18 protein-coding genes and 2 tRNA genes are annotated in these 24956 nt (G+C 34.9%); 10 read left to right on the top strand and 10 right to left on the bottom strand.

The window, feature by feature from the left end:
• Nucleotides 1-134 precede the first annotated feature (134 nt).
• From I6E85_RS05260 to I6E85_RS05245, 4 genes are all read left to right on the top strand, one after another.
• Nucleotides 135-210 (top strand) — tRNA-Lys (locus tag I6E85_RS05260).
• A 141-nt stretch (nucleotides 211-351) separates the two neighbouring features.
• Complete coding sequence (gene nadA, locus I6E85_RS05255) at nucleotides 352-1392, top strand: quinolinate synthase NadA (RefSeq protein ID WP_010554042.1); 1041 nt, start codon at nucleotides 352-354, stop codon at nucleotides 1390-1392.
• A gap of 175 nt (nucleotides 1393-1567) precedes the next feature.
• Nucleotides 1568-1657: transfer RNA gene (locus I6E85_RS05250), tRNA-Ser, on the top strand.
• Between the two features lie 186 nt (nucleotides 1658-1843).
• Nucleotides 1844-3085, top strand: coding sequence for an integrase domain-containing protein (locus tag I6E85_RS05245; RefSeq protein ID WP_197236690.1), 1242 nt, complete (start codon nucleotides 1844-1846; stop codon nucleotides 3083-3085).
• A 363-nt stretch (nucleotides 3086-3448) separates the two neighbouring features.
• Here the strand turns inward: I6E85_RS05245 and brxL are convergent, their stop codons facing one another.
• The 7 genes from brxL to I6E85_RS05210 are packed head-to-tail and all read right to left on the bottom strand — an operon-like array spanning nucleotide 3449 to nucleotide 17371.
• On the bottom strand, nucleotides 3449-5500 hold the full coding sequence (gene brxL, locus I6E85_RS05240; RefSeq protein ID WP_197236689.1) for a protease Lon-related BREX system protein BrxL: 2052 nt from the start codon (nucleotides 5498-5500) through the stop codon (nucleotides 3449-3451).
• A gap of 17 nt (nucleotides 5501-5517) precedes the next feature.
• A complete protein-coding gene (locus I6E85_RS05235) occupies nucleotides 5518-7770 on the bottom strand; it encodes a PglZ domain-containing protein (RefSeq protein ID WP_197236688.1) in 2253 nt (750 codons plus the stop codon).
• Between the two features lie 12 nt (nucleotides 7771-7782).
• The gene (gene pglX, locus I6E85_RS05230; protein ID WP_197236687.1) at nucleotides 7783-11463 is read right to left on the bottom strand and encodes a BREX-1 system adenine-specific DNA-methyltransferase PglX; all 3681 of its coding nucleotides are present in this window, start codon (nucleotides 11461-11463) and stop codon (nucleotides 7783-7785) included.
• A gap of 2 nt (nucleotides 11464-11465) precedes the next feature.
• Nucleotides 11466-15170 carry a BREX system P-loop protein BrxC gene (gene brxC, locus I6E85_RS05225; RefSeq protein WP_197236686.1) on the bottom strand — a complete coding sequence of 1235 codons (3705 nt, stop codon included), beginning with the start codon at nucleotides 15168-15170 and terminating at the stop codon, nucleotides 11466-11468.
• A gap of 9 nt (nucleotides 15171-15179) precedes the next feature.
• Nucleotides 15180-15728, bottom strand: coding sequence for a hypothetical protein (locus tag I6E85_RS05220; RefSeq protein ID WP_197236685.1), 549 nt, complete (start codon nucleotides 15726-15728; stop codon nucleotides 15180-15182).
• Nucleotides 15706-16494 (bottom strand): BrxA family protein, encoded by a 789-nt coding sequence (locus tag I6E85_RS05215; RefSeq protein WP_197236684.1) that lies wholly within the window; start codon nucleotides 16492-16494, stop codon nucleotides 15706-15708. Before I6E85_RS05215 ends, I6E85_RS05220 begins: the two co-directional genes overlap by 23 nt.
• Nucleotides 16487-17371, bottom strand: coding sequence for a WYL domain-containing protein (locus tag I6E85_RS05210; protein WP_197236683.1), 885 nt, complete (start codon nucleotides 17369-17371; stop codon nucleotides 16487-16489). The genes I6E85_RS05215 and I6E85_RS05210 overlap by 8 nt, the downstream gene beginning before the upstream one ends.
• Nucleotides 17372-17677: 306 nt before the next feature.
• Between I6E85_RS05210 and I6E85_RS05205 the strand changes: the two genes are divergently transcribed.
• Nucleotides 17678-19597 (top strand): hypothetical protein, encoded by a 1920-nt coding sequence (locus tag I6E85_RS05205; protein ID WP_197236682.1) that lies wholly within the window; start codon nucleotides 17678-17680, stop codon nucleotides 19595-19597.
• A gap of 35 nt (nucleotides 19598-19632) precedes the next feature.
• Here I6E85_RS05205 and I6E85_RS05200 read toward each other — a convergent pair whose 3' ends face one another.
• Nucleotides 19633-19830, bottom strand: coding sequence for an AlpA family transcriptional regulator (locus I6E85_RS05200; protein ID WP_055015691.1), 198 nt, complete (start codon nucleotides 19828-19830; stop codon nucleotides 19633-19635).
• 125 nt (nucleotides 19831-19955) lie between these two features.
• Between I6E85_RS05200 and radC the strand changes: the two genes are divergently transcribed.
• Genes radC through I6E85_RS05180 form a run of 4 tightly spaced genes read left to right on the top strand, consistent with a single transcriptional unit; the run spans nucleotide 19956 to nucleotide 21703 of the window.
• Complete coding sequence (gene radC, locus I6E85_RS05195) at nucleotides 19956-20429, top strand: DNA repair protein RadC (RefSeq protein WP_197236681.1); 474 nt, start codon at nucleotides 19956-19958, stop codon at nucleotides 20427-20429.
• Between the two features lie 12 nt (nucleotides 20430-20441).
• On the top strand, nucleotides 20442-20861 hold the full coding sequence (locus I6E85_RS05190; protein WP_197236680.1) for a DUF2787 family protein: 420 nt from the start codon (nucleotides 20442-20444) through the stop codon (nucleotides 20859-20861).
• Between the two features lie 10 nt (nucleotides 20862-20871).
• Nucleotides 20872-21432 carry a tyrosine-type recombinase/integrase gene (locus tag I6E85_RS05185; RefSeq protein ID WP_197236679.1) on the top strand — a complete coding sequence of 187 codons (561 nt, stop codon included), beginning with the start codon at nucleotides 20872-20874 and terminating at the stop codon, nucleotides 21430-21432.
• 31 nt (nucleotides 21433-21463) lie between these two features.
• Nucleotides 21464-21703 (top strand): hypothetical protein, encoded by a 240-nt coding sequence (locus I6E85_RS05180; protein WP_197236678.1) that lies wholly within the window; start codon nucleotides 21464-21466, stop codon nucleotides 21701-21703.
• 190 nt (nucleotides 21704-21893) lie between these two features.
• On the opposite strand, the gene I6E85_RS05175 is transcribed toward I6E85_RS05180, so the two are convergent.
• Together I6E85_RS05175 and I6E85_RS05170 are read right to left on the bottom strand one after the other, a co-directional pair.
• The gene (locus tag I6E85_RS05175; protein ID WP_197236677.1) at nucleotides 21894-22550 is read right to left on the bottom strand and encodes an inovirus Gp2 family protein; all 657 of its coding nucleotides are present in this window, start codon (nucleotides 22548-22550) and stop codon (nucleotides 21894-21896) included.
• 195 nt (nucleotides 22551-22745) lie between these two features.
• The gene (locus I6E85_RS05170; protein ID WP_197236676.1) at nucleotides 22746-24128 is read right to left on the bottom strand and encodes a hypothetical protein; all 1383 of its coding nucleotides are present in this window, start codon (nucleotides 24126-24128) and stop codon (nucleotides 22746-22748) included.
• Between the two features lie 279 nt (nucleotides 24129-24407).
• On the opposite strand from I6E85_RS05170, the gene I6E85_RS05165 reads away from it, so the two are divergent.
• A complete protein-coding gene (locus I6E85_RS05165; protein ID WP_182721299.1) occupies nucleotides 24408-24938 on the top strand; it encodes a hypothetical protein in 531 nt (176 codons plus the stop codon).
• Nucleotides 24939-24956 lie beyond the last annotated feature (18 nt).

Below are 24956 nucleotides of genomic sequence, written 5' to 3'. Positions count from 1 at the left end.
ATTAGCTCAGTTGGTAGAGCAGTTGACTTTTAATCAATTGGTCGATGGTTCAAATCCATCATAACCCACCATTCTATGAAAGTTTTAATCGGCGGATTTACGCAGCTTTTTACAAAGCAGATTTATATTAGAGCGGGTCATTAGCTCAGTTGGTAGAGCAGTTGACTTTTAATCAATTGGTCGATGGTTCAAATCCATCATGACCCACCACTCTCTAATACTTTCCTTTATATTCTTTTTTAAATTCCCATTCTATTTTTTATAAACAGCTTAACTAGTTTGCTGTTATTTATGTTTATATTCTCGTATAATTCGCCCTAATTAATGCACTGTAGATAAGTGGTCGAGAACATGAGTCTAGCTCAAACTATTATGCCTGAAGGTTATATTTTCCCCCCTAAGCCAGCACCGTTAACAAATGACGAGCAAGGCGAATATAAAGCGCGTATAAAACAATTACTAAAAGATAAAAATGCAGTACTTGTTGCACATTATTATACCGATCCTGAAATTCAAGCACTTGCAGAAGAAACCGGCGGCTGCGTTGCCGATTCGCTAGAAATGGCACGTTTTGGTGCACGTCACGATGCAGATATGATCATCGTCGCGGGCGTGAAATTTATGGGCGAAACAGCCAAAATTTTAACGCCAAATAAAACGGTTGTAATGCCAACGCTTGAAGCGACGTGTTCGCTAGATATTGGTTGCCCGATAGACGAGTTCTCAGCGTTTTGTGATGAGCACCCTGACCGTAAAGTGGTTGTGTATGCAAACACCTCTACGGCTGTTAAAGCACGTGCAGATTGGATTGTAACCTCATCATGTGCACTTGAAATAGTAGAGCACCTTGATGAGCAAGGCGAAAAAATCATTTGGGGCCCAGATAAGCACCTTGGTAGTTATATTCAAAAAAATACCGGTGCTGATATGCTTATGTGGAATGGTGCATGTATCGTACATGACGAATTTAAAACTAAAGCCTTAAAAGATATGAAGGCGCTACACCCAGATGCAGGCGTATTAGTTCATCCTGAGTCACCAGCAGAAATTGTTGCACTTGCCGATTCGGTTGGATCTACGAGCCAATTAATTAAAGCAGCGCAAACAATGGACAATAAAAAGTTTATTGTAGCAACCGATCGCGGCATCTTTTATAAAATGCAGCAACTATGTCCAGATAAAGAGTTTTTTGCGGCTCCAACGGCAGGTGAGGGCGCTTCATGTAAAAGTTGCGCACATTGCCCTTGGATGGCAATGAATGGCTTAAAAGCGATTGAGGAAGCCCTCATAAGCCCTAAAGGTAAAGAAGTATTCGTTGATATGGGTTTACGCGAAGGCGCACTTAAGTCGCTTAATCGCATGCTTGAATTTACTGCGAGCATGGCTAAGTAATTTTAAAAGTATAAATTAAAACGGTTAGGTCTTAGATTTAGCCGTTTTTTGTGCCTATAGATAAGCTATTGCTTGATAAGTAAGCATTTAAAGGCTCATATTTAAAAATGCCTTGCACCTTAAGGGTCTATTTCATACTATAGCGCGCTGTTGCATTACACAATTGCAGCACTGTGGAGGGATGGCTGAGTGGCTGAAGGCGCACGCCTGGAAAGTGTGTTTAGGTTTATCCCTAACGAGGGTTCGAATCCCTCTCCCTCCACCATCATTCAATATCAGGACGTCTCAGGACGTCCTTTTTTGTGCCTGTAATAAAATAAAATCAATGACTTAGTGTATCATCTCGTCCCATCCAGTTTCACCCAAGCCCAAAGCTTTAGTATCTAATATGGTATTCCTTTAATAAACTGCCATAATAAAGAATACTAAATTGGAGTAGGGTTCATTTTTTATGGCAAGATCAGCGAAGCAACTTACCGATACAGCGCTAAAGAAAGTAAAAGCAGAGGATAAAGATATAATTTTATCTGATGGGAATGGCCTACAAGTAAAAGTTAGAAAGAGTGGCTCTAAGCTCTGGAACTTTAACTACTATCATCCAATTACAAAAAAGCGTATTAACATGGGGTTAGGTAAGTATCCCGATATATCAATTGTTAATGCAAGAAAGCTAGCGCAAGAAGCCAGGGAGTTGGTTGCTCTAGGGACTGACCCTAAAGAACATAGAGACGAAACCTTAGCTTTTAAACGAGCACAAGAAGAGTTAACGCTAAATAAAGTCGCTTTAGAGTGGTTTGAGGTTAAAAAACAAAGTTTAACCAAAGACTATGGTGAAGATATTTGGCGATCGTTAAACAAGCATATTTTATCGGTTATTGGCAAATACCCCATTGGTAAAATTAATGCACCACAAGTGATTAAGATTTTAAAACCCATAGAAGCAAAAGGAACCTTAGAGACAGTTAAGCGGCTATGCCTGTATTTAAGAAAGATCATGATACACGCAGTTAATAGTGGCTACATTAATGCTAATCCACTTGCAGGGATTAGTGAGGTTTTCAAAAAGCCGCAAAAACAAAACATGCCTTCGCTAAAACCAGAGGAGCTGCCTGAATTAATGCAAACACTTGCTATAGCATCAATTAAGCGCGTAACTCGTTTTTTAATTGAATGGCAGTTACATACACTTACGCGCCCTGGTGAAGCTGCCGGTACTCGATGGGATGAAATCGATTTTGGTAATAAACTTTGGACTATACCCCCTGAACGCATGAAAAAGCGCAGAGAGCATGTTATTCCTTTATCAAAACAGGCTTTAGAGTTATTGGAGGCAATAAAACCAATTTCAGGGCACAGAGAGTTTGTTTTTCCGTCAGACAGAAACCCTAGAAATCATATCAACAATGAAACAGCTAATATGGCTCTAAAACGTATGGGGTTTGAAGGTAGATTAGTAAGCCATGGCTTACGTTCGCTTGGGAGTACAACATTAAATGAGCATGAGTTTAACCCAGATGTGATAGAAGCCGCACTTGCGCATGTAGATAAAAATCAAGTTCGTTCTGCTTATAATAGAGCTGAGTACATAGAAAAACGCAGAGAGCTAATGAATTGGTGGAGCGACCATATAGGCCGAGCATCTCAGGGTACACTGTCGGTATCAGGGATTAAGCACCTTTTAAAAATTGGTTAGAAAATAAAATAAGGATATAAAATGGCTTTAACACAAATGCAAATCATTCAATCACTTGGTGAAGCAATGAGCTGGTTAGAAAGGGAGTTAAGTTGAGATGTACCTGCAACAGAGCTTAGACATTTAACCGGTAGAATAGGGGAGCTGTATGCCGCACTTATAACAAATGGACGTATGGCAACAGAGGTCAATCAGGCGAGTATGGCATCAAGTGGATAGCATATAAGTTAAAAAGGCCTCTAGGCTGCATATAGGCGGTTATATAAGCTTTAAGTAACCCCGTAGCAATATAATAAAATCAGCCACTTACTAAGAAAGAAATTTACTATGTTTAATAAACCTCTTTCTCAGTGTAGCTTGATACTAATCTAACAAAATAGCTTTTTGCATTAGCAGTTGGTTATTTTGATAAAATGGAACATCTGTATCACCCAATATTGTTGCTGGAATATTGGCTAGTTCAGTTAAATTGTCCATTGGAACAATAACAACTTTCGCGCCATTTTCTGAAAGCATGGTTACTTTATCTTCAAAGTTAATTGCGCGCTCAATAGCACCACCAACAGATATGTTTCCAAGCACTGCAAGACCCGCTTTAAGGTTCTTTTTATATAATGCTGAAACTATAGAGATATAAACCGCAGAGCCAATACCAGACGATATAGAAGCTCCTAGGAGATTTGTTACCTGTATCGTAATATCAAAGTTTTTCAGCGAGTGTTGTTCACTTAAAATCGTTTTTTCATTACCTTTAATGTATTGGTAAGTGTTTTTAATGTTTTCTTTAACTGCTGTATTGCTTACACCTGTTATATTCAGCTTACCTGAACCACCTACAGCAATAGCTTCAACCCTCACTAATGCAACATTATCACCATCGCTAGTACTGGTATAGCAAACGCCAGGCGGCAGTGGGGTATTCTCAATTAAATGAGATCCTTTTTCTTCAGGTAAACCAACAAAGTGTTCTTCTTGGGTTTCTTTATCAATATATGAAAAATTAGTGTCCCAAAATTCCATGCCACCAATGCGTTTTAATTGTTCTTTTACACGCCTACGCATTTCTAAAGCAATTACTAGGTACTCTCGAACATCATCTTTGGTGTATTTACCGTCAGGATGCATTAGTTTAATAAAACCTGAAACTGTCTTTTTAACAGGTTTAGTATCACGGGTTTTTAAATGAGCACCAAGTGAGAAAAACTCTTCAATAACATCGGTATAAGTAATTCGTCTGAATGATTTTAATACCTCAGAAAAGTAATCAGTACTAAAACCAAAGTTGGAAGTAAAATGCTTAGGTGCGAATTTTATCATTTCCCACCCCGGTAAATAAAAATGAATACGATCAAGAAATGCAGTGTCATTACTTACTTCATCAGATAATGGGCTAAACAAATGAGATGTTTGTAATACCGTTTCTACAGGTTGGTTAATATTACCGTTAAGTATTATAGAAGCACTTCCTGTTATTTCTCCACCAGCACCAGCACGAGAGAATGATCCTGATTCCATGTAATCTTTCATCAGAGGGATTGCATCACGGTCTTTAAATATTTTATCTGTAGCTTCATCGAAACAAATAGCATCCCACTGACCTACAGAACCTACTTTACCCGTTGAACCATGGACAAATAACTTTGCTATAGTGCCTTGCCCACCAGAAATCAGCACCGCATAAGGCGTTAATTCTTTATAAACAAATGACTTACCTGTTGAGCGAGGACCAAGTTCAATAAAGTTAAAATTAGATTCTACCATTGGCAATAAACGTGAAAGCAATAACATCTTAACCCTGTCAGTTACACCTTCAGACGTAGGTTCATAACCACAACTTCTCAGTAACAGGTTTAGCCATTCTTCTTTATTAAACTCACTACGCTTATTAACTATTTTACTGTTATCAAATGTAGATAATTGAATAGGCTTTATGTCTGTTATAACAAATGGATAGATATTGGAGCCAATCTTAATGTCTGGATCATATTCAACATCAATGATTGCCCAAATGCCACCCATCAATATCTTTTCATGATCTTTTACTAATTTATCGCTAATGTTGCCGTTTTTAATATTACTATTTTGTAATTTAGCCCAATAAATATCCTTTTTAGAATCTAGTTCAACAGATATTTTATCGATAATTTTATAACGACCTAATTCTCTAATTTTAGAGTGAATTAATGTGCTTTCTTCAGGATTTACGTAATGTTCAGAAAGGATTTTTTTAACATTATCCATTCCTTTTTTTATTTGTTCATCATCATCAGTTGAACATGAATTGGCTATTAAATATTCCAAAACAAATACGGGAACATTTGCTCCAATTTTTATAGAACCAACAAGATTTTTTTTAACTACTAAGCCTCGGAAATGCTCTAATAACTTTTCATCTAATTCATTTAATACTGGCATTTACTTATCCTTTTGGGCTAAAACAAGCCACCTAAATCGCGGTCATTGTTTTTCTTTACAACAGCCTTGTCTAATTGCTCTTTAGTTAAGGCATCAAGCAACTGAATTTCAATTTCATTATTACCATCAAACGTATATTCTTTGTTGATTGTTTCCCCTTGTTTAAGGGTAAAAACATCACTCTTACCAATTTGTTCCTTTCCAAAAAACTTAACTAAATAAACTTTTCGTTCCATTTCAAAAATATTATCTTCTGAATCATCGGCTTTAATTTTTAATAAATACAATTCGCCAGATACATTTTTAAGATCCGCTTTATTAATAAATTTAGCAATAAGAGAACCACCTGTTTCTGCTGTTCTCTCCCAACAAAAGTAAGGTGTTATTAATTCTTGAGGTGCGGCACCACCGTGAGCAAAGCCATAAACGCTTGGCGTTTTAAATGGATTCATTGTTCTTGAGAAGTAATGGTAATTAAATTCTTCATATTGCTTTTCAATTTCAACATATGAGGTAGCTGAATGCTGCTTATCTACTGTTCGTATATAACGTTCAGCAGCATAGCTTTGACCATTTAATGTAGGTGTTATTTTATCTGCATCAGTTAACATGCCAGTTAAAACAAATCCATGATCTGTAATTAAAAATACTTTTTGATAACCACTATGTAGCAATACAGCTATTTGTTGAGCAAAAAAATCGACACTTTCAGGGAAATACTTTAAGGCTTTGTTATTAAGCTTATCACCCATATCATCAATATCTTTGTAAGTACAAATAAGATACTGACCAGAGCGAGCTTCAGAGTTAACTTCGTCTAACCTAACATAATCAATTTCGGCACTTGGGTTTTGCTTAGTAAGGTATTTTTCACGTTTATTTTGTACTTTATCTACCATGCCATTAGCCATGTATATACGGCTCATATTGTTTACCGTTAATGAAGGTAAATCAGCCATAATAATGTCATTAGTAAACTTGAAGTTATTACTTACCTTTTTAGATACTTCACAAGCAAGTTCATAAGCAACACCATCACCAACAATAATTGCAGTTTTTTGACTGTTCTCATCAATAATACGTTGCAATATGCCTGTTTGATTCTCTTGATAACCTTCAATATATTTAAACCACTTATCAAAAAACACATCGACAAAGTGCTTATAATAATCTTGATAAGGCGCAAGTATTTCAGGGTTATTTAAAAACTCTGTATATAAATTTCTGATGGCGGTATCAAGCTTATGAAAATGCTTAGTATAAAACTCAATACACTGTTCTCTATTACTTAAATAGCCTATGTTTTTATCATCAAACTCTAGGAGTACTTTTATATCAGCCCAAAACTTAATGTTTACAGATTGCGCCTGTTTAGACTGATTACGCTGGCTAATTTTAGCCAAGTAATTAGGCAATACTGCTTTATTATTAATATCCCTGCCGATAGCTTTTAACCACTGTTCATCAATCAATTTGAAAGGATGGTTTACATTGATGTTCCAAATATCCTGATTGCTATTTAATAAATTAGCATTACTATTTTTGCTTAAGTAGTTGGTGAGGTATTTATCAAATGAGCCGTCATGCTCTTTAGAATTTAGCCATTGAACATAAACAGACTCTAAAACGGGTTCACAATCATTACAGGCTAATCCATCAAACATTTTAGCCACTATTTCATCCGCTAAAGTTTGTGCTGGTTTAACTATGTATTCTTGTCCTAATAATTCATTCACTTTCTGATAAAACGTTGTTAGTAACTGGTCATCATATTTTTTAGTGAAAAGAACTGGATCATGAATAAAAGGCAAAAGTTCTATTTTTAAATCAAATATTTCAGATGAGCCTTTATGACATAAGTCCATCCAATACGTTAAGTCTTTTCCAATACTTACTTTAGCTGCGGTTATTAATTCATCTTTTGGTAAATTGATATTTAGGTTTAATGCTTTATGCACTTTGCCTTTAATATAATTTTCTAAATGACGAATATCTAAACAACCGTTTACTTCACAATACTCTCGAATGTACTTTAATTCGTCTTTAGCTAAATTTGTATAAATTACATGTTTAGTTGCTGACGGTTGCTCTTTTTCAATTAAATACTTTACATGCAGCTCTTCAATTTCTGAATTTGCCTGATGTACATTAAAGGTTCTATCTAGTATATCTAATATAAAATCAGCATCCGTGTGCTCATCAATAAATACCGCAACAATGTTTTTACTAAAGATATTTTCGAGATCTTCTTTTAACCATAAATCAATCATAATGAGTTCCGTCTACCAGTCTGCATTTAAGTATTTTTTAAGTTGCCCTGCATTTAACACATCATAAGCAAGTATTTTCTTTTTCTGTAAAGGCGCAATATTTCTCCCAACTCCATTTTCAAGAATAGGGTTATAGCCTTCTTCGAGTAACTCATCAATCTTAACTTTAAATGCTTCAATTTCTTTTAATTGTTTAAATATCTTGTCTTTTTCATTTTGAGCATCGACAGATTCATTATTAGCTAAATCACTTTGCCGATTCATTAATGCTCGTTCTCGATGTTCAACATATACAGATCGGATTCGCATTAAATTATCTCGACTCCATTTATAGATGGAAATATAACAGTCAAAACCTTGCATAGGCCCACTAGTTAAATGCCAAATAAAAGGAGTCTTTGGTAAATATTGAAATAGATTTAAATGCTCTGTTAAATCCTTAAAAAAGAAAGAATTCAAATATTTTTTGAAAGGCATTTCTAACATTGAGTCCATGTTAGAAAAATCTGTATTAGAATATCCTTCATCATTAAATTGTACCTGAATCCGTTCTATTAATATTTTCTCGCCTGAGTTTGATACTAGGGGTATTATTCCGTCTTCATCTTTCAACAAAAGATCTCTGACTATACTTGATATAAAATCGACACAAATAGACTTAAATCGTTTTTTAGGAAGTGCATTAACATTTTTAAACCAATACCAAATGGTTATAGGGTTTAATTGGTATTCAATGCAAAACTCCTCTAAGCTTTTATTTACTTGATATAATGATGATAGAGATTCAATTACCCTAGCTCTATAGTCTGATTCAAATTCTACCTCTTGAAGGGATTCAATATAAGGTTTTAACACTTCAACTGACAAGCTACCATTATTGCACTCTTGTAAGAATAAACTCTTAGCTTCCTTACAAACAGGTAGGTTAGCAACCCCTTTCCCCTCTTTTTCTAAAATAAGTTCTTTGTCATTAGGGGTAAGTTCATAGGTATCAAAAATTATATCGTCTATCATCGACTCAGCAATTAGAATTAAGCTATTGCTAAAGTTCTCATAAGTTAAATACTCTTTAATTCTTTGTTCGAATGTAACCCCTTTGAATCTACATATTGGATTACCTTCATAGGGATTATTTATGATCTCAAAAGTACAAAGTTCCATTTTTATATCGATACATTTTTGAGATAAAGCACCAAGCATTCTTTCACTTTCACGATTAGGCCTAACAAAAGGGATTCGTTTCAAATCATTAGGCATAATATTTACTGTTGGGTTGAGCATATTATTTATATACTGAACAACCTTAGAATTTAAGTAAGCTAGAACAGATAAAATAGGAATGTTTTTGCTCTTATCAGATTGGTAAATCCCTAAATCAGCATTGCTAAAAATAGAATCATAATTCATTCTAAAAGTTGTAGCTTTAGCTGCTACGGTTGGACAGATTATGCCTAATTTCTTATAGTTTGCTTTTCCAGAAAAACCGCTAGACTTTTCTCTTGAAATGTTTGCTTCTTGGTAATCATAATCTAAAGTTAACCACAAATTTCCAAACCATCGATTATACGGGCCAGCTTTATACAAGCTATCGTATTTTCTTTTAGAAAAATCTGACACTTCCCAAGAATATTTAAGGTATTTTAGGTTATCGGCGGTCTTTAATCCAAAACTTATATCAAAATAGTTACCTAGATTTTTACCGTTAAATTTCTTTCTAAATTCATCGGAAATCCAGTAAATGAATGGGGAGGACTGTACTTTCTTTAATTCGTCTTGGAAAAAACTGTAATTGTTTAAGTTTTCATTTTGTTTTATATAGTCATTCAACCTACGTGCAAGTGATTCTGCTTCTTCTTTTGTTCCCTTGCTATTTTTCAAATTTACAAATAAGCTTTTTTTCGATTTATCCTGACTTTTGTCTATGACATAAAAAACAGGATAAATAAGACCTATTCCAAAAACCCCGCCAGTCTGAGGGTAATGTATTAATGTATTTATTTGGTGATTTTTAAGTATAAAATTTCTAACATTTTCAAAGGATTTAATAAACATGATGGTATCAGGATGAATCATAGCGACCATCCCATCGTTACTTGTTAATTCACAACAACGCTTTAAAAAAATAGAGTAAAGGTTTGAGCTAAATTTAATTGGTTTTTTATAATTGAGTTCTGAAAAGTTTTTAAGCTCTACTCCAAAGTCACCACTATCGGTATAAGGAGGGTTAGCACAAGCAACATCATATTCAGTGGTTAGCAACTCTAAAAAAGTAATTGCATCCCTTGTTTTGCTGGCAATAAAAGTATCAGCATCTTTGCAGGCAAATTTTTCGACAGCAGCTTTTAAGTTATTTAAAAAAAGTTCTGTAAAGTCCTTTTGTTCTCGGATATCTGCATCGGCAAATAAATCGAGAACTTTTTCACCTTGTTTTGATTCTAATTCTTTTAATTTCGCTTTTAGTTTTTCATCTAAACGAATGAGTGAACCAAATTTATAGGCGTAACGAAGATCATTCCAAATATCTTCAATCAGTTCTTTTTGAGTAATATCTAAATTACCACCGTCTTCAAAAATATGACGTGCTTCATCATATTCAGGTAAATAAAAGTCTGAAGAAACCACCTTGAAATTAAAACTATCTTTAATAAACCTGCGCTTCTTACGGGCTTTTATATATAAGCCTAATTGTGCTAGTTGAATTGCACGATCATCTAAATCAATACCATATAGGTTGTTCTCAATTATGAGCTTTGGAATATCATCTTCATCATAGTCTGCATCATAATTTTCAATTTGATCAATATATAGTTCATAGAAAAAATCAAAGGCATATAATAAAAAATTACCTGAGCCAGATGCAGGGTCGATTAATTTAATTTCATGTAAAGGCTTCAAATCTCGTTCTTGAATTTTGGGCGCATTAGCTATTTTGAATTGATTTTTAATTTCCGATTCTGGATACATTTCAAGGTAAAGCTTACCAAGTGAATTTTCTACCAAAAACTGCACTACCCAACGAGGTGTATAAACTTGCGATTGCAGAGAAACTTTGTCGTATTCTGTTTTAGCTTTACTATCTTTAAAGGCTTGCTTCTTGGCATTATTATAACTTTCGTATAACCAACCTAGTACATCATCACTTTGCCAAATATCATCTTCAACATTTGAGTCTTCTGCGATTACATTAAAGGCTTCTATTATTTCATTTAACGAAATAGCGTCAGGTAATAATGCATAGGGGTACTCTTTACTATAAAGCGGTAAAGAATCACCTAATTCATTAAAGGCATGTTTAAAATAATCTCGAATACCTTCTAGTTCACTTTCTCGGTTTTCAGGATACTCTTCCAACCACGCTTTATGACCGAATGAACGACCACCATGTTCAGCTTGTTTTGTGATAACTGGAGGGAATAAATTAGCTGATTCCATTACTTTTACCGCTGCTAGACGGTTAAATAAAGTAAAGCTCAACTCATCAAGTAACTTTTCTCTAGCGTCTTGATAACAACCTGTTTCACCAATATGGTTTTCAAGCATTACTTCAAGGTGTTGACGTTTTCCGCGCACTTGTTCTGGTAATTTTTCAAGTTCTATTTGTTTATTTGCACCAATTCCTAGTCTTGCAAATTGCTTATCAAAAGAGGCGGTAATTAGGTTTCGAATTCTATTTACATGATCTGAAAGTTTCATTATTAAGCGGTTCCCTTGCTTGAATTAGTGTTAATTGAGCTAAGGTCTAGCTCTATTTTTTCATCTGGTTGTGCCGATGCTAATGCTCGTAATTGGGCGGTTAAAATGTCTTTATATTCTTGTACTGTCATATTACCGCTTGGTATAGAAAGCTTCATTTTACGAGGTGCTTTAGCTTGCACATGCTTAGGTGCAGGAACAGGTTTTCCAGCACTAGGTTTTATTCCTTGTGGTGGAACTGGTGCAGGTATTGGCTCAGGTTGTGGAGGTGGTTCACTGACAAAGCTATTTTCAATAATTAGTAAGTCGTTTTCTTTTGAAGGAACTAACTCAGTACTTGTTAATATCTCAGATAACGAAAAGCCACTATTTTTACAAGAGATAGAAAAGCTTAACTCTGGCTCTGCTAGCACTCTATCTTGGCAATATTTTTTAATTACATTTAACTGAGAAAGGTTATGTGCATTTAATTCGTTAGGGTAATTAGCATTAAGCTCAATTATCGCTTTGCTTATTTTGAAAGATAACGCTTCGCATTGTGTTGTTAAATTTTTGCTGGCTGCATTCATTAGCTTATAATAAGCATCTTTTATCTTTTGCGCTTGCTGTTGAATTGCTGCAAAGTTTTTTACCATGTCTTGCTTGTATAAGCTTAATAGCTCTTCGCTTGCCGATTTAATTGTTTCATCAACGATATTGGCTTTTATTAATTCAGCCGTAACTGTTTCAGCAAAATGTTTAAACTCATTAACTTTTGTATAGTTTTTCTTAATGAATTTCTGCGCTTTTAGTACTGTTTGAATAGCAGTTTTATAAACATCAGCATTGGTTAATAAAAACTCTACTTTTTCTTTGTAATTGTTTTCGGTTACTTTGCTAGAAAAGTTTAATAATGTATCTTTTTGAAGAGCTACATTACTAAACAATGTTTCAAAGTTATTTACTGAGCTGTTTAATGTTGAAATAGCCGTAATAAAATGCTCAGCCATATAGCGAGTCGCTTCAGCTAGTTCATAATCGTTAGTGCTCCAATCCACTTTTTTATTTGTGTGCTTTTCAATGTCAATTTCCATCAACAACTGAACCGCTTGATTTTTTTGAGCGGTCGATAGAGATTCTGTGACAGACTTAAAAGAGGCTGATTTAAATTTAGTGGTATTTGTAAAAGCTTCATGCACTGCTTTTTGGTCGTGCGACATATACGGGTCGCCATTATACTTAACCGCTAATTTACCAGCTCTAAGTAAAACAGCTAACGTAGAAACTAATGTACCGAAAGAATATCCCCAAGGGTCATTTGAAAAATCTGCTTCCATTGAACGCCCATCAACGTGACGTGACTTTATTTTTGCAGTTAATTCCTCAACTACTTTAAGGTGTTCGCCTGTAAAGTTACCATTAGAGTCGAAAAATTTAAAATCATCACCAGAAAAGAGTTTATGTAGATCTTCTTTTCTATTACTGAATATTTTAGTGACCAAGCTTTCTGACAATTGTGTTTTAAGCTGTTTGAAATAAATATTTTTAATTAGCTTTCGTTGGTTCTCAGTAATAGTGCCTTTGAATGTATCTTCGTTAAGTAAGTATTCATCAAATAAATACACTAGCGTAGAGTGTTTGTAAGCTCTTTCGATTAAAGCTCGAAGGTCTTTTTCTTTTTCTTCTTTAATTGTTTTAAATTCACCAATAATTCTGCGTTTATCAATATCTGACTCCGTTGAGTACTTCTCTTCCATCAACTGATAACGATGAATGTCAGCAATTAGCTTATCTATTTTGGCAAAGTCTTTGTTGTCAGGAATTAAGGTAATTAAGTCTTTATTGTATTGCGTTTCTAATTTGATGTTCTCAATAAAATCTTGTCTGTCATCACTGATATTAAATAAACTATAAGCGGTAACTTTAAGGTTTCTATTACCACCAGTACCACATAACTCATCTTCTTGATCTGATAGCACACTGAATTTAAAACTTGTATGACCATCGTTGAATGAGGCTATTGGATTAAATGTTTTGTAGTTTTTAATAAAATTAATTAGATCACGTTTTTTAGTAAATAATTCAACGTCAAATTCTTTCATTTCATCAAGTAATTTACCTTCAAGATCTGAAGTGATCTTATAGTTGTTATTTGATAATAAAAGAACTTTAGCTTCTAACAATATCGCTAGAGATTTTTCAATTTTTGGCTTGATGCCGTAATAGTCATTTACGTCTGCAATATAACTTTTAGTAATATTTTCAATCGTTGGTGCGACAACTTCTGAATCAGCTAATAGGTGAATGGTTTTAAGTAACTTCTCACCATCAATACCTAAATCACTTCCATCCAGTGTTTTTTTAGCTGTGTGGTATTTATTAACTAAATCTACAGGTGGGGCTGTTTGCGCTTCACTACAAAGTGCATGGCCTGTAGTAAAAGAAAACAAGCTCTGTTCACGCATTTGTTTTCGCAGTACATCAAAGGTGGTGATGATCATGCCACGCGCTGCAATTTGTGTTGCAACTAATGCGTTAGAGCTAAATAAGAACTTTTGTAAAATATCAAATTGATACTTATGAAACGGATAGTAAGTAGCAAAATCATGTGCAGATTCTGTTTTTGTAGGAAATGATGATTTTAAGTTTGTTGCATCAGAAATCAGTCCCTCGTTTTTATTATAATATTCGACAAGTTGGTCGAAATAACTGTCTTTCTTTTTCAATAATCGATTACGAATAATGACATCAACTTCAGTCGATTCGAGATGAATTTTAGTTTTAAATCGGTCTGTTACTTTAGTCAAACTGCTTCGAGTAACATTTGAATTATTGATGACACTATCTAATTTTTCTTGAGCAATTGCGATTGTCCAAACTTTACTAGAAATACTCGATAATGCTTCACTGATAGCTTCAAGGTCTAGTAATGAGAACTTGTTTTGACTAATTGCTTCACTGGCTTCATCAAATACAAAGACTAATGTTTCATCTGTTCGAAATTTAAGATAACGCTCTAACTCATCTTTAAACTTAACCGCTGAGAAGCTATCAATAGCTTTAGAATAAACATCTTTGGTTTCTTGGTATTCAACTTCAGAATATCCCATACTAGTAAAAATTTTACGCATAACTCGCGCAACTTGTCTGTTACTTTTCTTTAACTCTTCCCACTCTTTGCCTTCCAGCTCCATAGCTTTTGCTTTAAATTCATCATATTTTCCATCAATGAAAAGCTCGAACTCCATATAACCATAAACATCATCTCTGAAACCAAGGTTTTTAAGCAAATTAGAAAATAAAGTAAACGATAAACCTTGGTCAGTGTTTTGTTTCGCAACATCAAGAAAAACTACACGACTGTTTATACTGTCTAAATTACGCAGTGCATTCTCTATTAACCCTTCATTTGGTATACCTTTAAGTTGAGCAATAAAACGCTCTCTTGCTGGAGTACCATTTATGCTTGGATTATCGATAATATATCCGAGCATTTTACCAAAATATGATTTACCTGAACCATAGAAACCAGATAACCAAACACCCGTTTCTTTTAGGTTAGAAGTAAATGTATTAGTAAAACTGTCAAGGTGACGACCTATGCCTTCTGTAACGATATAAGATTCAATTTCTTGCTGTATTTCGTTTTCACTGCGATCTTCTAAATCTATTACGTTTTTAATATCTTCTTGAAGATCTAAGGTTAAAATTTCATTTATTGTTGTCATTAGTTGCCCTTACTTCAGCAAGATACAGCGATATTTAGACGCTGGTTTAAAATTTAAGAAAAACACATTATCGTCAGTTACTTTTGCTGGATAAAATATAACTAATGGGTGAGAAAGATTCATAACAGAAGAATGCTCCATAATATTGACGTTTTCTATACCTGTACCATATAGGCAACCAGAGCGCATAATCATTGGAATTTTGTCGTTAACTACCGCTTTTTCAATTGCTTGAATAATTAAATCAAACAGGTCTGTTTCAGGATCATCAGATTTAAACAGCTTGCTAGGTGTACTGATAAAATCTTTGTAATATTCTTCAAAAGCATCCCAACCATCTTCATCAATAGCTTGAACAAGTAACTTACTGACATCGATGAATTCAGCTTGTTGATGATATAGCTCTTGGGCTTTATCTAAATATTCTTGCTCTTGATTAGGTGGGTAAGTAAATAAGATACTATTACCACCATTAGCTTGCTTTCGAAGCTGGTCTTGGTTGGTTATTTGAAACTTTAATGCTTCAAATTTTTGCTTATGTTCTAGCAGATAAGACATCGCAAATTCCTTTATAGCTATGTGTTAATTCAATGTTCAATTCAACGCCATTAAAATCCATGTTGAAGTAATCTTTGAGTGATAATTTTTTTAATCTTTCTTGTATATCGCTTTTATCAATAAATACCAGAGGGAATATTTCATTTGATAAAACATCACGATTTTCTGGTTCATTTATTTTTAATATGTATAAAAATAAAACCAGTAAATCTGATGACATTAAAATTCGTTTAAATGATTTTTTTCTTAAACCTTCAACAAAATTAATTTTGGTTAAAAACGTAAGGTATTTTGTGGCTAATGTTGTTGTGGTGGCTTCTGACCATTTGGATTTTAGCTCTTCATTATTGCTAACAAAGTCTTTTAAATAACCTATTAATATCTCTTTAGATATGAAGGTTTTTCCAGATGAATATTCTTTAGAAAAAATTCGAATAGATAAATCTCTAAATAATCTGTTTGTTAGCGCAAACTGCCAAAACAAAATGACTTCTTTGGTTTGTAGTGTTAAATCACTAGCAAAAACAGACTGAATTAAATCTTGGTGGTCTTGGTTTCTAAATTGTAAAAAGGCAACTTCAACACCTCTTTCGATACGGCTTCGGCTTTTCTCTGTTCTTAAATCAAATTCATTATCACTTGCTGACTCAACATCAAAATATGATTCAATCGTTTTAAAAATAGGGTCACAATCTTTTATACTACCAATGACGTTTATAGTCGTATCGTATTTTTGTAGCTCGGAGGCTGGATTTAAATTATTCATTCGCTGTGTATCCTGGTGCAATAGCTAAATTTTCCGCTCCGTATAGCGTTTGCCTGTTTCTGAGCCAAAGTTGATATTCATCGCATTTCAAGCTTGCTTCCTCAGTACAGTCTACATTCCATTGTTTAAGTAAATAACCTAATAAAGCGGATCTTACTTCTATCTGTAACTCTCCGGCTTCCATTGCGTAATCAAGCTCAATTGCTTTTGGGTATTGTAGCTTTGGGTGCGGGGCTAAAATTATATCGTAAATGGTATGCCATTGGGTGTCTTTATCTGCTGATTCTTCAGAATTAATAGAGTGTTGAAGTATTTTTGGGTATTCGATACGCGTTGTCACAAAGTCTCTAAATTGTTTCTTGGTTCTATCAAAAGCGCGTATATGCCAGCGAGTGCCATTATTTACAATAGAGTGGGGCACTAACACCTTTGAAGTAGTGCCTGAAGTTAAAGATGTATATAGGCACTCTATTGCGAATTTAGAAGTTATAGCACGCATTATTGTAGCGATTATTTCGCTATTTGGATGTATTAAGCGCGTTGCATCTTGGCAGTAACTGCTGGGCTGATTGCCGCTAGACAAGCCATCACCAAAACCACGGCATAAAGCGCTGAGAATATACTCAGCGTTATGTTTAAACAAAGGTTTAAAACTTTCTAACCGGTGGTAGCTTTTGGTTGTGTGACTTAATACTAGATTTTGAGGGGCAAGTTCTTTATAGGACGCTAAATCACGGGTGCACGCTGCTAGGCCTGTTTGAAAGCGCTGAATTAAATCAGCTCTTGCTACCTGGCCAAAGTACTGCAGATTAAAGTCTATGAACGCTAGGCGTTCCTTCTGCGCATATGTAAGTGCATCCAATGCGGTATTAGCCATAGATATACTAAGTCATTATTTTGTAGTAACTATATCAGGCAAAGTTAAAGATGCAATCAAAATGAGTTAATGTGTTTTGTTTCTTAAATTACTACAATAAGTATTTGACATTAAAAGTTTTTGCAATTAATGTGCGTGTCAAGGGCAGAGGCTTACCTGCGGTTTGTAATGTACTTCTTACAAAACAAAGCACTCGAATCGTTTTACATCACACCTACGATATACACTTCATTCTTGGACTTAGTAGCCAGAAGTACGCCGTTTAAAAAACACAACGGGGCTTTAACTATTTTTTAAGGTTATAGAATGAAAAACAATACTACAGTTCCAACTACATATATCCCTCTAGAAAAATTTCACATTGTACCTATTACTGGTTTAACAACAGAAAGCTTAAAATACTCAGCTAAAAAAACTATCAGAGACAGAGAAAAAATCCCTCATACCACAAAGCTTAATATACTAGCGAAAAGCCTCGGTATTAAGGGTGGGTTTGCTAACTACGAAAAAGAGTATGAAGAAAAGCTTAAACCATTTATGGCAAAGCATAACCTGCACAAACGAGTTAATTTACTTGAGCATAAATACCGTGGAATGCAATTAGGCTACACGCAATTTACCCACCAGCAAGTATCAGAGAGACTGTTTTACTCAAAAGAGCAGATGCCGAGTAAGTTATTTACTGGGCACGACTTCGATTTTTCAGGCGTTCTAGCTTGGGATATGCATGATCTTTCTGAAGTATTTGCAAAGGATAAATATTTAGAGAGCATTTTCATTAAAAAATTGCATATAAAGCTCTTCTGCGATAATGGCTTTGATCTTGACGAATATATTGAGGATATTAGGGAATTTTATTTTGTAGATTTTAATGAAGAGCGCTTTAAGGAACTATTATCTTTAGAGCTTAATACAAAAATCCCACTTACAAAAAGGCGAACAGGAAATCTTCCCTCTATTTTTGACTCTGCTACGAATAATTTAGATGAAGCTTCCACTCAAACCGCTGAATACGAAGAAGTGATGGTAAGCATTTTAGATCTTATAATTATTAGTAATATGTTTGAGATTGGTGGTTGCTATAATTTACTTGGTAACAACCTCACAGAACTCTACGACCCAAGTCTTGGCTCTGAAGTTGAGGTTTATTACGAAAAAAACACCTCCCCAGATGAATCTGACGTATATATAAAATCAGCGCAATTTTTACAAAAGGTATTAAATCAAAGGTTTCAACAGTCGGTTAAGGGGTGGGTACAGGTCATTCCATATAACGACAACCTTATATTTTTGTCTGATGAAAATGGTAACTTTGACTTTGTCATTAAAAACCAAAGAGATAAAGTGTTCTCACATCAGATATACGGTGATTATCTAAAGCGAGCTGATATACCAAGCTTTATTGAAGACTATCGATTTAAGCGTTGGGAGTACTTTAATTATAAAGGTAATCGTGAGTTAGATAGTCACTTAGCAGAACAGCATTACTATGCTAATGGCGGTTTAACTAAAAACTATCCAGGGCAACATGTAATATTACAAAATTATTATGAAACCTCTGGTGATTATATTACTGAAAGTCGCAGCTCGAATAAGCGCTTACATGGCTTTAAAAAGATTAAGCTAGCCGAGAAAGAGCTAATGGTTTCAGAGCTTATATCCATAGATGAACTGAATGATTTTTTACATAAAAATCATGAGTATTTTGCTACCAGAAAAGGCGACTCGTTACCCCCATTAAATAGTGAGTGTGATAAAGATTTAGCGGCTACATGTACTTTTTATGATGTGCTGGCTTATATTAGCTGGGCAGAAAAAGAAACAAACGTACCACTAAGATTACTAGCATACGACGAGTACTTAGCTGTTAGGGATAACGACTTAGGGACAAATGCCAGCTTTAAAAGCGGTGGCTATATGACCTTTTATACACCTAACGGCAAGCAATACCCAAATCATCCGCCTTATATGAGTCAAAGTGACTTTGATGCATTAACATTACGGTTTCCTGAAGATTTAACTAATTTTGAAAAAAATGGGTTGGAATTTATAGACTCAAACTTTTTCGCAGAATGGTTATTGGAAGGTGTAAGTATTCGCTCAGCAAGTTTAACCTCCTTTTATGGTGATGATCATGTATTGAGAGCATCTGGACCACGAGATTGTACTGGCAAATATAAAGGAGTAAAAACCGGCTTTAGACTTTGCTATGAATTAAACCAGTAGGCTTTATTAAAGCTACCCCGCTATGGGGTAGCATTTTAAGCTGCTGTATTTATAGTGTCCCTTTTCCCTATTTTTTCACTTATCCATTCTTCAACTTCACTTTCTACCCAGGCTACAGAGTTACCACCTAGCTCAACTTTCATTGGAAATCCACCAGCACTCATAAAGCGATAAACAGTTGAGCGGCTTAAGCCTGTGATATGTAAAACTTCTTTTAATTTGATTAAACGCATAGGATTTCTCCGGTTAGGTAAGTAGTACATATCCTTTCCGGGGGTAGTTATTTTTTACTGAAACGAAACAAAAGCGTTAAACATATACATCACTATTTTGCATAAACCATTAAGAGGGCATAACAATGCAAAATAACAAGTCACTATACGAATTTGATCATCCAGTAAGTGATGAACAGATACTTGAAGCTGCTGCTTACATAATCGCTCAGAAGCAATTTAGGCATGGGGCTTTAAAATGTCCGAAAGACAGTGAAGAATATTTAATACATAAGCTGGCGTTAATCGAGCATGAGGTGTTTGCTGTACTGTTTTTGGATAGCCAAAACCGCATACTTGAATACAAAGAGTTATTTAGGGGCACCATCAACGCAGCGAGTGTTTATCCTAGAGAAGTCGTTAAAGAGGTACTGAAGCTTAATGCAGCCTCCGTTATATTGGCTCATAACCATCCTTCGGGTGTGAGCACGCCTTCACAAGCTGACAAGCTTATTACTACCAAATTACAGCAAGCACTTAACTTAATTGACGTTTCGATAGTTGATCACATCATCATTGGTGAAACCAGTTATTCATTCGCTGAGCATGGCTTAATTTAAAGGGAGTAGGGTATGGCTATTAAAATAGAGCAAGTGCCAGGATTAAACGTACCAGAATCATTGTTTGGTGTGATCGTTAATGCAGTTGCTAAAGCAGGGGAGTCGGTAGGATGTGCTAAGGCGCTAATTATTAATTTCCGTGATAAAGATTACAGCGCTAAAGCCGGTGGCTTTCATCCAGTCGAGGTCAGGCTAGAAAAACGGGGTATTAGTTGGGAGCTTATATACATTACCGATTTTTCATACCAGGGCCGACCTGATTCTGCATTAGTAAAAGAGATTGATGTGTGCTTTGTGATTAAGCGGGTATATCACATGCTTGTGGGCTGGTTGAGTGAACGAGAGGGGAAGGACCTTTTAATCTTGTTTGTGACTAACTTTGTTGAGTATTACAAAACGGGTTGCTACCAGGTCAGTATTACAACTGATTAAGGAGTTTGTTATGGCTGAAGTACAAGCGATTAAGGACCTTGATACAGTTAAGTTAATTAGTTACTTGCTCGAAAAACGTTGCTCTAAGCAGATGAGCCATATTTGGAATATAGGATTGAACCTAGCATTGCGTATATCTGATTTGTTGTCTGTTAAGTTTACAGATATACAAAACGACAGGTTAATTATATTTGAGAGTAAAACAGGAAAGCTAGCAGAGATTAAGCTTAATCAGAAAGCATTAGCGTTTATCCATGAAGTACGCGTAACTCACCCCAACCATGTTTACCTATTTCAATCCTATCGTAATCAACAATCTAAAAGTTCAATAATACGACCCTTGTCACGCAGGGCTGTTACAAGAGCATTTGCGCTGGTGGGTGAAGAGCTTAACTTAAAGCTAGGTACTCACTCAATGCGTAAAACACGAGGTTACCACCTCTATCATAAAACCCAAGACATCGCCCGTGTAATGAAAATGCTTCGCCATAGCTCTGAAGCAACAACACTGCGTTACATTGGAATAACCCAGGAGGAAATCGATAAAGACTTTGAAGAGTTAGAGCTATAAATTTATTACATATAATAGGAGTAAGTTTGTTATGTCGTTAGAAAAAGCCGTTACATGCGGTGTAGTAGGAAATGAAGTATCTAAACAGATAACCGGTAGTAGTGAGCCGTCACTCGGACGAACGGCTATTGCTGTAAGCTCTGGTGCTGTAGCAGGAGCTGCTGTATCTGGTGCGATAGTAGTTGGGTTAGGTATGGCATCTGCACCTGTTACGGTGCCATTAGCTCTTGCTAGTGGCTTGTTGGCTGGAGTGGCGAGTTTATTTGATTAGAAGTAAAAAAAGAACGCATTTATGCAGTGCGTTCTTTTTTTGCTTTTTTAGTGTAAATAGCGCTTCTCGTAATGCTATTTTGGGAACTTGCCATCCCTTATATACTAAGGGTTTGAGCTTATTTAGCTAGTTGAAGGTCTCAAAAGCGCGTTAGAACAATTTATGAGAAGCACAGGTCTTAGTTAAAGTATCACCTCTGACTATAACCAAAACAACGCTGCCCTAAGCCGTAATGCTTAGTATTAAGTTTGGCGAAGTAACTTACTCGACAATAAAGAGCATGGAAGTTTTGAGCGAAATTAGGGTTATTAGCGTCAAGGTAATAGTGTGCATTATCAGGCAAATGAACTAATTCCATCGTTTCATTCAGCGTTAAGGTCAACGCACTTGCCCAGGCCTTAGCTATTCGAGTAAACAAGTTATCACTCTCTATATTTATTTTACCCGTACAGTGATACCTATCTTTATTAAAGAAAAGCACAAGATGATAATGCTGATGGTGAGCTTCGTCCTTCTCTCTAGTCCAAATATATCTAATATTACATGGATGTGGAGTTTTACCATCACGAACTTTACGTTTTGTATCTGCTTTAATCTGCGCCTCAAGAGAAGCAATAAATCGTGTAATAATTTTATTGCTATCTAAATCAACTGTATTTGAATAAGCAGGTAGCCTTAAATCAATTCTGACTGCAAACGTTCTTTTATGTTCACTACATGCAGCATGCATTACTTTCTCAATAGCATTTAAGTAGGGAATAACTAGTCGCTGATCTACTCTAGCGAGTGTTTGATATTGCTTGTATGTAGGGTTTGTTGTTACTGGGTATTGGGTTGGGTTAGTCATTATCTTTCTCCTGTTATGTATTGGTTCATATCAGGTGTATGAGTCGTAGTTTTTTAATTGGTATTTGTTGTGATAATGACTTCGTTACTAGTAACTCTTATAAATATTACCAAACCGAAATTTAAAGAAAAAAGATCAATCAGATTTGTTATACCTATTTTTAATAATGTGCTACTGGGGTGCTGTTTAACGTGTTTATAATCGCTCTGAAGTTATGACTGCTCTATAAAAGTGTGCAAAGGAATCAGGGACGCATTGAAATACGGGGTGTTGACCAGATTCTAAATTGGATTTTGGGTCTCTAAAATCTACGTCCATATTGGTAATATTAACTTTATCACTAAAGTCGATACTAGAAGAGATAACTAAATTTTCAATTGAACTTATATCTGGATATACAGCTTTAGTCGGGGTTTTTATGAGTTCTATATCTATATTTTTATCTGTACAACCCAAGCTAGTTACCCATGATAAGTATTCTTGTTTGCTAGGGATAGTAGGGAGGGTGCTATCACATTTATTCTGATATAAGTTGAATAAAATATAATGAATGAGTAGGTTCGCGAAACTTCCTATTAGCACAGAGGTTAAACGGCCATGAATAGCTGCCATGAACTCAAAGTTTGCAGGACTTAAAATCTGATTGAAAGCATCTTCTTCTGAAATAGGCTTAAGTACATGTCCCGTCTTATTCAGTAAGCGTAATAAACCGTAAGAAGCTAACCTGAATAGAACATCGTCGAAGTAATCGAAAACTTGAGTCGGCTGTTGTTTCAAAAATTGAATTTCATCTTTTTGCTTGGTATCACTATCTAACCACTTATTTTCAAGACGAAGTAACTCCATAAAAAGAGATTCTCTTCTATGAGGTGAATCGAGTAATAATGGTAAAAATACCGCTGTGTATAAATTAGGTTTTTTATTCTTAATTTGTGAGATTATTAAAGGGATAACCATCAGGTATATATTAGATGCTTTATTGCCTTTTTTTATTTTAAATACAGAACTACGTTTTAAATTATTAGCTTCACTACCAACTAAGCCTTTTCTTACTTTTGGCTTTAAACTGTGATATTTTTTGATCGTACATCCTGTTACTGGCTGGCTTATTAAGTTTCCATTTTTAAGTAGCTTTATAGCCGTTTTTAGCTGGGGCGATTCTAACCCACATGCTTTAGCTATACTTGCCATTGTAAAGCCTTCTATGTACCCATGTTCATCTTGGTTTAATGCAAAGAAAGACCATACTAATCTAACAGGCACCCTTAGTTTAAATTTCTCGAGCTTTGCCAGCATTTCGCTAGATATTAATTTACTAACATCGTTGGGTTTATCGTAGATAAAACTATATGAAAGTGTTGGTCTTCCACGCTTAAAATGCTCAGATCCGAGTTTTGATATTGCATTAATTTCTTGTAGCTCTTCTAGCACTTTTTTAAATTTATTGTGTGGACACCCTAATTTGATTAAGTCATTTTTAGATACTTCGTCTCCAATTATTCTCCCTGTAATTAAGCGGATTAATATCCACTTTGTATGTGGAGATAAATTAGTTGTTAAACTAAAAAACTCATTCATTTGACTGCTTCTATTTGGGATGTTGATACCTAGTAGTAGAGCAAATCATTTGAATAAACACAATAACAGGGTGTTATTTTATTGAATAAATAAAACATCTAATTAGTGTTTAATTGGAGTTAAAGTAAGTCACTAACTGGTACTGTATTTAAACGCTAATTAATGCGTAAGTTAGAATCTAATTGAAATGCAAAAATTCAAAGAAATATTTGCTAACTAATAGGTATTAAATTATTGTCTTGGATGAAATCTACAAACACCAAACACAAGGAAGAACTAATGACAGGTTGGATTTATAACAAGAAAATTTTGACTTGGGTCAAGGAAGATAACGAAGACTTGCGTAACTGGCTAGCATGCCGCTATGACAGTTACAGTAATTATTTTAAATTTCCAGATGCCACATTAGATAGCTTTATTAGAGATGAAATAAAACGTATAAGTGATAATCAAGATAGTCAAAAAGTTAACCTTGATAAGCTCTATAAAGCATGGAAAAGCTATGAAAGAGGCTTAAAAAATACATCTAATAAAGTGTGTAAACTTCAGCTGGAGGTGTCTAGATCAGCGCGTGATAAACTAAAGGCGCTTAGTGACGCGGATGAAATATCCCAATCTAAATATATTGAAAAGCTAATAAATTACGCTAGGAAAAATCCTAAGTTGATTTCTAAAGATACAAAAGTGCAAGAGCAATACGAACTTAAAAAGAGAACTTTTGATGATATCAGTGAGATTAAAGCTATGAAGGAAGACATATCATCTATAGATGCTAAGGTTACTAGGTTATTAGATGCTTGGGAAGGGTAGAGCAAGCTCAGCGAGGGC

This window comes from Pseudoalteromonas sp. NZS71, from assembly GCF_015864715.1.
Lineage (GTDB): Bacteria > Pseudomonadota > Gammaproteobacteria > Enterobacterales > Alteromonadaceae > Pseudoalteromonas > Pseudoalteromonas arctica.
This window is presented reverse-complemented; position numbering and strand designations above follow the sequence as displayed.

Excerpts from the sequence above, each read along its gene's own strand:
- I6E85_RS05200 (WP_055015691.1), bottom strand. The coding sequence starts at position 19,830 with ATGCGTTTAATCAAATTAAAAGAAGTTTTACATATCACAGGCTTAAGC.
- I6E85_RS05210 (WP_197236683.1), bottom strand. The coding sequence starts at position 17,371 with ATGGCTAATACCGCATTGGATGCACTTACATATGCGCAGAAGGAACGC.
- pglX (WP_197236687.1), bottom strand. The coding sequence starts at position 11,463 with ATGAAACTTTCAGATCATGTAAATAGAATTCGAAACCTAATTACCGCC.
- I6E85_RS05175 (WP_197236677.1), bottom strand. The coding sequence starts at position 22,550 with ATGACTAACCCAACCCAATACCCAGTAACAACAAACCCTACATACAAG.
- I6E85_RS05215 (WP_197236684.1), bottom strand. The coding sequence starts at position 16,494 with ATGAATAATTTAAATCCAGCCTCCGAGCTACAAAAATACGATACGACT.
- I6E85_RS05245 (WP_197236690.1), top strand. The coding sequence starts at position 1,844 with ATGGCAAGATCAGCGAAGCAACTTACCGATACAGCGCTAAAGAAAGTA.
- I6E85_RS05205 (WP_197236682.1), top strand. The coding sequence starts at position 17,678 with ATGAAAAACAATACTACAGTTCCAACTACATATATCCCTCTAGAAAAA.
- radC (WP_197236681.1), top strand. The coding sequence starts at position 19,956 with ATGCAAAATAACAAGTCACTATACGAATTTGATCATCCAGTAAGTGAT.
- brxL (WP_197236689.1), bottom strand. The coding sequence starts at position 5,500 with ATGCCAGTATTAAATGAATTAGATGAAAAGTTATTAGAGCATTTCCGA.
- brxC (WP_197236686.1), bottom strand. The coding sequence starts at position 15,170 with ATGACAACAATAAATGAAATTTTAACCTTAGATCTTCAAGAAGATATT.
- I6E85_RS05190 (WP_197236680.1), top strand. The coding sequence starts at position 20,442 with ATGGCTATTAAAATAGAGCAAGTGCCAGGATTAAACGTACCAGAATCA.
- I6E85_RS05170 (WP_197236676.1), bottom strand. The coding sequence starts at position 24,128 with ATGAATGAGTTTTTTAGTTTAACAACTAATTTATCTCCACATACAAAG.
- I6E85_RS05220 (WP_197236685.1), bottom strand. The coding sequence starts at position 15,728 with ATGTCTTATCTGCTAGAACATAAGCAAAAATTTGAAGCATTAAAGTTT.
- I6E85_RS05185 (WP_197236679.1), top strand. The coding sequence starts at position 20,872 with ATGGCTGAAGTACAAGCGATTAAGGACCTTGATACAGTTAAGTTAATT.
- I6E85_RS05165 (WP_182721299.1), top strand. The coding sequence starts at position 24,408 with ATGACAGGTTGGATTTATAACAAGAAAATTTTGACTTGGGTCAAGGAA.
- nadA (WP_010554042.1), top strand. The coding sequence starts at position 352 with ATGAGTCTAGCTCAAACTATTATGCCTGAAGGTTATATTTTCCCCCCT.
- I6E85_RS05180 (WP_197236678.1), top strand. The coding sequence starts at position 21,464 with ATGTCGTTAGAAAAAGCCGTTACATGCGGTGTAGTAGGAAATGAAGTA.
- I6E85_RS05235 (WP_197236688.1), bottom strand. The coding sequence starts at position 7,770 with ATGATTGATTTATGGTTAAAAGAAGATCTCGAAAATATCTTTAGTAAA.